Genomic DNA, 11,758 nt, shown 5'->3' on the forward strand with positions numbered 1-11,758 from the left:
CTCCACTTGAATTACTAGGAAAACAATAGTGAAAAAGTTTATCGATTTAACCTTGTCAAGATTAGTTTAGCATTAAATATGAACCTTGACAAGGTTTGTAAGCATATTCAAAATCTAATACTCCCTTACCTGTACTGTTGAAACATTTTCTATTTTTGCTTTTCCTGTTTTTTTCAACAATCCTGTTTCAGGATTTCGTTTGAATACAACAGCCCTTCCGCTTCCTGTATTTGCAGCAATTAAAAACTTTCCGGTAGGATCGATTGTAAATACTCTGGGATGTTTTCCTCCGGTTGACTGATAGCCTACAGTTTTCAGTGTACCATCTGCCTGAATGGAGAAGATAGCAATATTATTTTCTTTACCACGATTCGATGCGTACAGATAAAGACCATCCGGGGAAATATGAATATCGGAGCTTTCAAAACCATCTTTATACTGATCCGAATGGGTATTAATTCTCTGCAAATCGTTTAGTTTACCATTTTCATAAGAATATGCACTTACAGCGCCACCCATTTCTTCAATACAATAAGCAAATTTACCATTTGGGTGAAATGTAAAATGTCGTGGTCCGCTTCCTAAAACAGCCTTCGTAGAAGGAAGTTCTGTTAATGGCTCTTTTTTATCCTGATCGAATTGGTATGCTCTTATTTTATCCGCACCTAAATCGGGCATAAAAACATAATTATAATCTGGTGAAAATACAGTTGAATGAATATGAGCACGGTCCTGTCTTCCGGAATTTATACTGCCTTTAGAAAATTGAAAATTCTGAACATAAGGCTGTATCATTCCATTTTCTGAAACCGGATATACAGAAGCACTTCCTTCTGTATAGTTGCCATTAATCAACCATTTTCCATTTTTGTGAACTGTTATATATACAGGGTTTTCTCCGCCGCTTTTCTGACTATTGATATAAGTAAGTGTTTTTTTCTCAGGGCTAAATTCAAAACTACTTACACTTCCTCCATCTTTGGTTTTGCTTTCAGTACAGGCAAAAACATATTTTCCGTCCGGTGATAAAGTTAAATAGGACGGATTCAGAATATTTCGTACGCTTGTAACCTTAGATAATTTTCCGTTATTCGTATTCAGCTGATATACATAAATACCTTCGGTGCTTTTGCCCCAGTTAAACGAACCAAAAAACACGTATGTATTCTGAGAATAAAGATGTGCAGATGCAAAAACCGCAAGAAACAATGCAGTTATTAATTTGAATTTCATAAGGTTATATTATTTTCTAAAGAATTAAAGCAGGTTTCTAATTTACATATTACATGAATGCAATCTGCTATTAAGCATAATATTATTTTCACCTATAAGTGAAAAACATTCACAAGTCATTAATCCATTTAAGAAACAATAATTTGCATTGAGTTTTTTATAAAACATTATCTTCGTAACCGGAAATAAAAACTCAACAAGATGAAAAAGATCTTATTTATAATTTCGGCTGCATTTCTACTGAATTCCTGTGTAGTATCTACTGCAGCAAAAGTGGTAAAAGGAGCTGTAAATGTAAGCTACAAGGCTGTAAAAGGAACCGTAAACGGAATCAGCTGGGCGGTAAGCAAAGCAAAAGGAAAGATAGATGAAGACCGTATAGACGGAACCTGGAAAGTTGTAGGTGTATACCGTGGCTCTTTTGAAGATTTCACAAAGGACCAGAATCCGGAAAGCAACTTTACATCTGAATGTACAAACGATAGCTTCGATCAGATTATTTTCAATGCCAGAAAATCTAAATTTAAGCCTGTACACTGTAGTTCGGACAAAGAAGAATGGCAAAAATATTCTATGGAATTTGGGAAAAATCCGATAACTAAGGAAAAAGAGAACTATATAGAATATAATTCCAACAATTATATTTCGGTTATTGATGTCAATAACAAAACTATGGTACTGGAAGGAAACCTGATGCCTAAACTAGCTTTTTCAGGAGCTAAATTATATCTTCTGGAAAAAGTAAAATAGAAAATAAATTATACCAGAAAACAGCAGCACGGTAATATCTGTGCTGCTGTTTTTATTTGCAATCTTTCCGATTCCCGGGTACAAAACGGATTTATATTTACTAAATTTACACTTAGGAGCTTTTTGCCTGCAGAATGAAGGATTATAAGTATAGGATATTTACATCTGTTATTGAGAAGAATATCAATAAAGGAATATTAAAACCGGGAGACTATCTACCTTCCGTAAGGAATATAAAACAGGAATATAATCTGAGTACCAGCTCTGTCCAGAGTGGATATGACTATCTTGTGTTCAAAGGGCTTGTCACCAGCCTGCCAAGGCAAGGATATATTGTAACAAACCATACACTAACAATTAACGAACCTCATCCCATTCCGGATCCGGTACCCAGAGATCCCATTTTCAAGGAAAACATTCTGCTTACTTCCGGCACAGGACGGTATTCTGAATTCACGCCACTGAATGTTGCAGCACCTTCGGATCTTATGGTTCCACAAAAATTACTATTGCGTACCATGCAAAAGGTTATAAAAGAGAAAGGCACAGCTCTGCTACGCTATTACCCTGCAAATGGTTCGGAGCAATTAAGAGATGCCTTGTCCAGACGATCTGCCCGACATGGAGCCATAATAAACCCCGACGAAATACTGATTACAGACGGAGCACTTCAGGCGTTGTATATTGCATTGGCAGCTACTACAGATCCCGGAGATATTGTTACCGTTGAAAGTCCGTGTGTATTTTCTGTTCTGGAAGTTATTGCATCACTTCGTCTAAAAGCAATAGAAATACCGGTGAGCTATAAGGATGGTTTTGATATTGGATATCTGGAAAACGCCTGCAAAAAGAATAATATAAAAGCGGTTATACTTACGCCAAATTTCCACAATCCTACCGGTATACTGATGTCTGATGATCATAAGAAAGAAATACTTTGTATTGCAGACCGGTACAATATTCCGATTATAGAAAACGATATCTATGGAGATTTGTATTTTAGCAATTCCAGATCTGGCAGCATCAAAAATTTTGATACTATAGGTTCCGTCATTACATACTCTTCATTTTCAAAAACTCTAGCCCCGGGTATTCGGCTGGGATGGATGTCAGCCGGTAAATTTTTCTCGAAAGCTGAGCGTATAAAATTCTCACTCGGCAGATCTGTTTCTCCGTTTAATCAGGAAGTCATTAACCAACTTCTTAATTCGTCCGGTTACGACAAACACCTTCGATCTTTCCGCCTTCAGTTGGAACGTCAGGCTTTGACACTGGTAAATATTTTCAACCGTTATTTTCCGGGTTCCTATACTCCGATTCCGCAAGGTGGGTACAGCATATGGAGCAGATTGCCTGCTGATACTGATATGAAAGAATTTTACAGATACTGCGAAAAATACAACCTTCATTTCACTCCCGGCAAAACATTTTCTTTTACAGATGCCTACGATCATCACTTCAGAAGTATTTTTTCACAAAGAATAACCTCACTCGGGCTTCAGTCTATTAAAGAAATTGGCAAATCACTATTCCGTTAACTGTACCGATTATTTTGCACCATTCTGTACCTTGTACTGAAATAGAAGATCCTCTACTTTTACGTCAAAATTAAGACAAGATGGACATAGAGGTAAAATTTACAATTGGCTCGGAAGAAGGAATTGGTCAGCTTTTTTTCCTTCAGAATGCGCAAATTAGAGGACAGTATGAAGATGTAACAGATTCCGGCCAATTGGACCTCTATATTAAAGAAAAACTGAATCACCGGAATGTAATTAATGATCTCAACGACCTCAGCACCCAGCTATTGGTCTTATTTGTAGAGAGCAAACCTGCAGGTTATACCATTATCCGAAACTCCTTCGAACGTCCGGAGGTATTGGAAGGGAAAAGAGTGATTAATTATTCATCCTTCTATATTTTACCGGAATATAACAATCCGGAAACCAGGCAGGCATTATGGAAAAAATGTGTTTCGATAACCCGGACTTTTGATGAAGCTTACTGGATAGAAACCTTGCAAAGCGATCCACTCGTCCCGTTTTTTGAAGAATGCGGATTCACAATACATGAACAATCAGTTATGGAACCTTTTGATCAACCTTCAGTTGTACTAATAAAATACAATCAATAAACATTTACACAGCTAAAAAATGTTACGATAAAATGGGGTAAAAGGATCTTAAAGTTTAATTTTTCTTCACTTTTTTTATCGCATCAATATATTTTTTCTTTACTCCGTTATCCTCCTCTTCTTCACAGAGTCTTTCGATTTTCGGAAGTAAGGTTTTATTGTAATCCATTTTCAGTTTCAGGATTTCGGCTAGTGCATAGGCTGTTGCCCATCGGACAACTGTTCCTCTATCTTCAGCATTTTTTAAGAGCCCCGCAATTGCCGGGGCTAATTTGTCTGCATGTTGTTTCGAAATATTCCCGATTACTTTGGCACTTTCCCATTTAATCCTAGCTTCTTCCTCGTCTAAAGCTTTTGTAACATAACTAAGTAATGCATCTTCTGTCATAAGATCAGATTTTTTTGTTGCATACTCTATTGCTTCTATACAGGTTGCTTTGTTGGCTGCCGGTTGTGAATCTGCAAATACCAGTAATTCGTCAACAGGTAATTCCTGACCGATAAGCCACCCCCCGATTTGAGAAACCTTCGCTTTGGCTTTTATAGATTTATCCTGAAATATTTCTTCTAAACTCATACTTATATTTGATTTAAGAACCGAGTAATCTATTCTATTTTCCAACAATAATACTAAGAAATTTTATATTCAGGATGTATTATTTTTTGAACCTATCCACTATCTATTTGTATTCTTTCAGGCAAAAAATATTATGGAATAAATAAAATAAATCGACAACAATTCGTTCTATTTAACATAATTATAAATAATTAAAAGTTAATTTTATTAATAAAACATCAATTAAAGTTTGTTTTTGTTATTTTTTTAATATTTTTATACTCATAATTATTTCTAAAACTACACTAAGATGAACACTAATCACAAAAAAAGCATGGCCTTGGGGGTCGTATGCTTTCTCGCCGGAAACCTATGTATCTATGCACAGGAAAAAGATACTCTGAAAAGCAAGACTATTGAAGAGGTAAAAATCACGATTGGTTCCCGAAACAAGGCCAGAGTTGCGACTGATACACCAGTTCCTATTGATGTTATTAACATTGGTCAGCAATCAGTACTGAGCCCACAAACTGATCTTACTCAAATCCTGAACTATGCGGCGCCTTCTTTCACTTCAAATTCCTCAACTGTTGCCGACGGAACAGATCATATTGATCCTGCTCAGCTCAGAGGACTGGGACCAGATCAGGTGTTGGTATTATTAAATGGTAAAAGGCGGCATACCTCATCGTTGGTTAATATCAATGGTACCCCCGGAAGAGGTTCTGTTGGTACCGACCTTAATGCTATTCCTTCATTTGCAATTGAAAGAGTCGAAGTTCTAAGAGATGGAGCTTCGGCACAATACGGCTCCGATGCTATTGCCGGAGTTATTAATGTTGTCATGAAAAAAAGTACCAATCAGCTGGCAGCAGCCATTACAGCAGGCGCGTTCAATTCCAAAGGATCTAATGACCACCAGAAGGGATGGGATGGCGACAAGTATCAGTTAGACCTGAATTATGGAACCAAAATAGGCTCCAATGGCTTTATTAATTTTACAGGATCATTAATGAGCCGTGGTGATACAAGAAGAGCCAGAGCTGCTACCGGAACTATTTTCAATGCTTACAATGCTATCGAACAAAGAGCTTTACAAAATGGAGTTAATATTAATTCTCTTTTTTCAAATATCAACAATACACCAAACTCTCAAAGTATAATAAATTATATACATCAGTATGCCGGAAATGTCAGCTATTTTACGGGTGCACAACAATCGGCTATCCAATCGGCTACAACTATTTCAGCACTACAATCAGCACTTAACTTTGATGTTACTGAAAATGAGCTTACCTACAGAGGACTGACAAGGGATGATTTCAATATGAGAATTGGACAATCCAAACTAAAAAGTGGTCAGTTGTTTGTAAATTCTGAATTTGATATTACATCTGGTATAAGAGGTTATGCATTTGGCGGTTATTCCTACAGAGATGGAAATGCTGCCGGATTCTTCAGAAGACCTAACCAAAGCCGGACTCTTACATCTGTTTTCCCTAACGGTTTCTTGCCGGAGATTGCTTCTGCTGTTACCGATATTTCTTTTGCAGCAGGTTTTAAAGGAAAAATTGGAAAAGTAAATTACGATATAAGCAATACATTCGGACAAAATACATTCGATTATACGATTAAAAACACTACAAATTCCACAATGTCTTTTTCGGATAAAACAGAGTTTAAGGCCGGATCATTAGGCTTTTCTCAGAATACCATTAATGCTGATTTTGACACTAAATTCAATTGGCTGAAAGGTTTCAACCTTGCATTTGGAGCAGAAGCCCGTTTTGAGAATTTTAAAATAACACAAGGCGAAGAAGCTTCATGGGCAAATTATGACATCAATGGAAATTTGGTAACACCTAAAACTGATGTTTCTTTAAAACCAACAGATTTCTATGGCAGCAGCAGGCCTGGTGGTGCACAGGTATTTCCGGGATTCCGTCCGGAAAATGCTTTGAATAAAGGCAGACGTTCGGTAGCAGCTTATGTGGATACCGAACTGGATATTACCGATAAATGGTTATTAAGTGCAGCATTGAGGTTTGAAAATTATTCTGATTTCGGTTCTACTTTCAATTACAAAATTGCAACTCGCTACAAAATAACAGATAATATTAATTTCAGAGCAGCCCATTCTACCGGATTCCGTGCCCCATCTTTACAGCAAATATATTTTAACTCTACTTCTACTCAGTTTGTTGGAGGCGTCCCTTATGAGGTAGGAACATTTTCTAATGATTCCGAAGCTGCTAAAATATTGGGAATCCCTTCTCTGAAGCAGGAAGAATCTAAAAGTTTCTCTGTTGGATTTACGGCAAAAATTCCACAAGCCAATCTTACATTCACAGTGGATGGTTATTATATCCGGATTAATGACAGAGTCGTACTTACGGATCAGTTTTCGAAACCATCGGCACCTGGCACACCAGGATCTAATCAAGAAAAACTTTATAATGCTTTCGAACAGGCAGGAGCCAATGCTGCAACATTCTTTGCCAATGCAATTGATACACAAACCAAGGGAATTGAAGCTGTGATTTCACACAAAGCAAGGTTAGGTGCAAAAACAACACTTAATTCGGACTTTGCTCTGATGGTTGCCAAAACAAACAGGGTTGGAGATATTAAAGGATCGGATATACTAATTAATGCCGGACAAATCAACAGGTATTACTCAGAAACCAGCAAAATCTATCTGGAAGAAGCTATTCCCAGACTGAAAATGTCTCTTAACAATACTTTAGATTTGGGAAATCTGAGCTTTCTGATGCGAAATGTCTACTTTGGAAAAGTAACGGATCCAAATACAGTTGATGTTAATGGCGATGGGCTTATCCAGGCTCAGGTAATAAACGGACAAGCCGTAGAGACAGAACATCCGGTATGGGGTGGAAGAATTGTAACAGATTTTTCTGTTGGCTATAAACTAACTAAGGCTATAAGACTAACAGTAGGTGCTAATAATATTTTTGATGTTTATCCGGACCTGAATTATGGCCCTGTAAATGCAAAAAGACCATCAGGCGTGGATGCTAATGGGAACATCACTTATCCGACAACAGCCACAACAATTGACTTGTCTAATCAAAATCAGTTTGTATATTCCAGAAATGTATCGCAGTTTGGAATGAACGGAAGGTTTCTTTTTGCAAGGATTAATTTGACTTTCTAATTAATGTTCAAAAATATTAACTAACAAAAACCGCACAAAATACTAAATATTTGTGCGGTTATTTTTTTGCATTGTTACTTTTTCATCTCTATATCTACAATCCTTTCTCCTTGTTTTCCTAAGTACCGAGGAATCAATTTTTCATAAACTTTGTAGCCTTCATCTGAATTCGTAAATATCAGAAGTCCCTGTCCGGTTTTGGGTAAAATAAAAACAAGACATCGTGTTCCGTTATCGGATCCACCGTGTGACAGTGCAAATTCATTATTCCCGAGATCGTATATCTCAAAACCCAGCCCAAAATATTTATTCTCTCCGGTTTTCACCTGCTTTTTAATCATTTCCTGATAAACTTCCGGCTTCAGATTACCTCCCTTCAGAATATTTACTAAAAAAGTTCCGTAATCTTCTATTGTGGTGACTAAATCATCAGCAGCATTAGCAGTGGTTTGTTTTTCTATCGGATAAGGCTTTAAATCTTTATTATAACCTATTGCAAATCTGGATTCATCTATATTATTATTCCATATATAATCTGTATCCTTTAATCCCAATGGTTGAAAAATAAGTTCTTTTGCCAATTCCTGTAAGGGTTTTCCAAACTTATTTTCAAGAGCTTTTCTCAAATATTCCAAACCTTCTCCGGAATACTGATATTTTGTTCCGGGCTCGAATTCAAAGCTTAGCTTTTTATCTTTATTCTGCCATCTCCAGTTTGGAAAACCTGCTTGGTGTGATAAAATAATCCTTGTCGTTAGCTTTTTGTGCCTCGGATCCTTAACAATATCCGGATCTGTCCAATATTGATCAAGCGGTTCATCTAGTTTCCATTTACCGAGGCTTATCAGGCGTAAAGCCACCATTGCTGTTACTGGTTTGGTAAGAGACGCTACATTGAAATAAGTATTATAGGGTGCCGGGACTCCTTTCTTTATTTCTCCAAAAACTTTGACTTGCTTCAAGGCTGCATTTTCAATAATTCCTAATCCCAATACAGGAATTTTATTTTCCTTTAGCCATACTTCCAATTCTTTATCACTTTCAAATCCAAACTTTTGATCAATACTTTGTTTTGCCTGATGATCGAAGCTTAATGATCTTGAAAGCTTCCAATCTCCATTTTCCAGAATCCAAAGATGGGTAAATTTAGCCGCTCCCGTTAATTTCTCAGCCTCCTTATTTATGCTTGCATAAAACAAATGATCTCCATTCTGAACAGCACCATACAACTTTCCGTCTTTATATAGTGGATAGATGGTTGTACTTTCTTTAACCAGAGCCCTTCTTGCACGAAATGTGTCCGGCGTACTGCATAGGTTATTCTTGAAATCTGTCATAAATTTCTTTTTATCTGCAGGGCCACTTTTATCATGATAAAATTCAAACGGATCTTTTAATAATCGCTCTGTCTGTTCAATATTACAGGTATTAAATCCTATTGAAAAAAGCAGACTGTCTTTAGCCATAATAATTTTGTACAATGTACTATTCTCCTCTGCCTGTGCATGAAGAATACTAAAAATTACAATACTAACGGAGAGAAAAAAACGGGTATATTTTGTCATTGCTATTTTTTTACAAAGATTATATTTTAGGATAATTCCTTGCTAAAAATAAACCTGACAAAAACCCGACAAAGCCCTGACAGGGCTTATATCATACTGAAATTCAGCTTATAGAAAAGTCTTTTCCTTTTGTCTATTTCGGCTGCATTACGCAGAATAATGAACAGATTGGACAACACAATAAGGATCATTAGCACCAATGTAAACTGACGTCCCAACTTTAGAAAAATTCCCAGCATAAATATAACTGGCGCCATTACCGTCCATAAAATCTGGATAGAAATTATCTGTCTGGCCAGAGTATTTTTTTGCTTCATCTTAAACATCAGCAGCAAAGGAACCAGAATGTTGAGAGGTGGTAAAAGAATGAAGAGTATGGAAGAGAGGTTAATGATCTTTATGAATGCAAAATTTATAACAGATTCCTCTTCTCCCGATATTTTCACATCTCTTGTTTCAGTTACAATCTCATTATTCTGCAATAAATTTTCCTGTATATCCAGTGCCTGAGCCAGCGCCCGAAGGGTATGCCCTTTAGGTTCTGTTCCGGCTTCGATACGCTGAATAGTTCTTACGGAGATCTTTGATTTTTCTGACAACTCTTCCTGTGTCAGATTCTTCAGTTCTCTGGTAGTTTTTAATTTAGACATAGTATCGGGGTTAAACAGAATTTCCGTGAACTAAATTACATTTTTTCCGGTATTTATCTTAAAAATGTATAAAACTGAAAATCAATAAAAAATAAATGTAATTTTATTAAAACGAATTACAACAGATAACATTAGAAATCAACACCAAATCTTTTCATGGAAAATACTTCAATCCCTAACTCTGAAATTAGAAAGAACGTTGCTACCTATCTTGGATTAACACTTCTTTTATGTCTTCCCGTTTATTATATGTGTATCCGAACCGGACAACTTGGCGGTGGCGCCATATCATATGCTATGATTATTATGTGGTGTCCTGCTATTGCAGCATTACTTACATGTCGTATCAGAAAAATCCCTATTGCCTCATTAGGCTGGAAATGGGGACTTACAAAATACCAGCTATTAGCTTATGCCGTTCCCCTTCTATATTCTCTGGTTCCTTACCTGATTGTATGGATTAGTGGTGCCGGAGGGTTTTATAATCATGAATTTGTAGCAGAAACAGCCAAAGGAATGGGATGGAACCTGCCAGACGGACTTGTAATTATTTTGTACATTCTGTTAATGAGTAGCTTTGGGATGATACGCTCCATGGGTTCTGCTCTTGGAGAAGAAATCGGCTGGCGGGGCTTTCTTACACCACAACTGGCAAAAATGAATTCGTATACATCTACCTCCTTATGGATGGGTGTAATATGGTCTTTATATCACTACCCTCTCCTTCTATTCTCTAACTACAATACAGGCGGCCCAAAATGGGTAGCATTAATATGTTTCACTGTTATGATTTTTGCCTGTTGTTTTATCTTTACCTGGTTTCGTCTGAAGTCCGGCAGTCTCTGGACGGGCGTAATTCTTCATGCAAGCCACAATCTTTTTATACAGGCAATCCTTACACCACTTACAGTAGATACAGGAAAAACCATGTATTATATAGATGAATTTGGTATAGGCCTGCCAATTGCAACTTCAATTGTAGCTTATTATTTTTGGAGAAGGCGAAAGGAATTACCCAAAATTCAGAAGGAAAACTCCGTTGTATAGAGTAATATCGCAAACAGGATTTATAAAGAATATATTTATTTCCAGAAAATAAGTTTCCCGGCAACTCCGATTCGGTAAAAGATTTTATCTTCTGTTTCCAGCTTTTCCAGAATAGGTTTTACATCCTGGTAAGGAATATTCAGGTCATAGCACATTGCAGCAGCATAAGTTCCACAGTTTCCGCCGGTTTTGGTTTTCTTTGCTTTTAGGATATCAATAATCGTTTCTTCCAGTTCCATTTTGTAAAAATACGACTATTATTTTCGGAAAATAAAGGCTTTTTATTTCTATAATTATATTTTCCTGATTCTTTATCACATTTATGTGAATAATTAGTATATTTACTTTTCAACCAAATAAATATTTAATATGAAAAATCTGAAAAAGATCACAAGAAACGAGCTTAAATCTGTTCTGGGAGGCCAGCCCGGTATGGTAGAACTTGGAGGAGGAGGCAGTGGCCCAAGATGTCCTAAATATATGCACATGGAAGAAAGTGTAGCTTATTGTGATCCTGAAGTAAATCCAAGTGATGATTGTAAGCCCAAATGTGTAAACGATTAATAAATCTTATATAGATTTTCAGGTTTGCCTAAAGGCAAACTTATATCACAAAAATAGTTTTTACAAGGAGATAAAGTTTTTATC

General features: G+C 36.6%; 11 protein-coding genes. 6 read left to right on the forward strand and 5 right to left on the reverse strand.

The features are described 5' to 3' along the window. Positions 1-114: 114 nt before the first annotated feature. Positions 115-1,233, reverse strand: a complete 1,119-nt coding sequence (locus tag C8J95_RS13480) for a lactonase family protein (RefSeq protein ID WP_107809175.1) — start codon at positions 1,231-1,233, stop codon at positions 115-117. Positions 1,234-1,434: 201 nt separating this feature from the next. Between C8J95_RS13480 and C8J95_RS13485 the strand changes: the two genes are divergently transcribed. The 3 genes from C8J95_RS13485 to C8J95_RS13495 all read left to right on the forward strand — a co-directional run bounded on the left by C8J95_RS13485 (position 1,435) and on the right by C8J95_RS13495 (position 4,117). Next, complete coding sequence (locus C8J95_RS13485) at positions 1,435-1,983, forward strand: hypothetical protein (RefSeq protein ID WP_078403879.1); 549 nt, start codon at positions 1,435-1,437, stop codon at positions 1,981-1,983. A gap of 134 nt (positions 1,984-2,117) precedes the next feature. Further along, complete coding sequence (locus tag C8J95_RS13490) at positions 2,118-3,521, forward strand: PLP-dependent aminotransferase family protein (RefSeq protein ID WP_107809174.1); 1,404 nt, start codon at positions 2,118-2,120, stop codon at positions 3,519-3,521. Between the two features lie 80 nt (positions 3,522-3,601). After that, entirely contained in the window at positions 3,602-4,117 is a 516-nt protein-coding gene (locus C8J95_RS13495) for a hypothetical protein (protein ID WP_107809173.1), read from the forward strand. Positions 4,118-4,172: 55 nt separating this feature from the next. On the opposite strand, the gene C8J95_RS13500 is transcribed toward C8J95_RS13495, so the two are convergent. Next, the gene (locus tag C8J95_RS13500; RefSeq protein WP_107809172.1) at positions 4,173-4,694 is read right to left on the reverse strand and encodes a HEAT repeat domain-containing protein; all 522 of its coding nucleotides are present in this window, start codon (positions 4,692-4,694) and stop codon (positions 4,173-4,175) included. Between the two features lie 289 nt (positions 4,695-4,983). On the opposite strand from C8J95_RS13500, the gene C8J95_RS13505 reads away from it, so the two are divergent. Further along, positions 4,984-7,848 (forward strand): TonB-dependent siderophore receptor, encoded by a 2,865-nt coding sequence (locus tag C8J95_RS13505; protein ID WP_107809171.1) that lies wholly within the window; start codon positions 4,984-4,986, stop codon positions 7,846-7,848. Between the two features lie 74 nt (positions 7,849-7,922). On the opposite strand, the gene C8J95_RS13510 is transcribed toward C8J95_RS13505, so the two are convergent. Together C8J95_RS13510 and C8J95_RS13515 are read right to left on the reverse strand one after the other, a co-directional pair. Then, positions 7,923-9,413: a serine hydrolase gene (locus C8J95_RS13510; protein WP_107809170.1), complete on the reverse strand. Its 1,491-nt coding sequence runs from the start codon at positions 9,411-9,413 to the stop codon at positions 7,923-7,925. An 86-nt stretch (positions 9,414-9,499) separates the two neighbouring features. Then, complete coding sequence (locus tag C8J95_RS13515; RefSeq protein WP_107809169.1) at positions 9,500-10,063, reverse strand: helix-turn-helix domain-containing protein; 564 nt, start codon at positions 10,061-10,063, stop codon at positions 9,500-9,502. A gap of 156 nt (positions 10,064-10,219) precedes the next feature. Here C8J95_RS13515 and C8J95_RS13520 point away from each other — a divergent pair, with 156 nt between their 5' ends. Next, a complete protein-coding gene (locus tag C8J95_RS13520) occupies positions 10,220-11,110 on the forward strand; it encodes a type II CAAX endopeptidase family protein (RefSeq protein WP_107809168.1) in 891 nt (296 codons plus the stop codon). A 35-nt stretch (positions 11,111-11,145) separates the two neighbouring features. Here the strand turns inward: C8J95_RS13520 and C8J95_RS13525 are convergent, their stop codons facing one another. Further along, on the reverse strand, positions 11,146-11,349 hold the full coding sequence (locus C8J95_RS13525) for a hypothetical protein (protein ID WP_107809167.1): 204 nt from the start codon (positions 11,347-11,349) through the stop codon (positions 11,146-11,148). Positions 11,350-11,479: 130 nt separating this feature from the next. Between C8J95_RS13525 and C8J95_RS13530 the strand changes: the two genes are divergently transcribed. Further along, on the forward strand, positions 11,480-11,674 hold the full coding sequence (locus tag C8J95_RS13530; RefSeq protein WP_107809166.1) for a hypothetical protein: 195 nt from the start codon (positions 11,480-11,482) through the stop codon (positions 11,672-11,674). The last annotated feature ends 84 nt before the right edge of the window (positions 11,675-11,758 follow it).

The sequence above is a fragment of the Elizabethkingia sp. YR214 genome, from assembly GCF_003058195.1.
GTDB lineage: Bacteria > Bacteroidota > Bacteroidia > Flavobacteriales > Weeksellaceae > Elizabethkingia.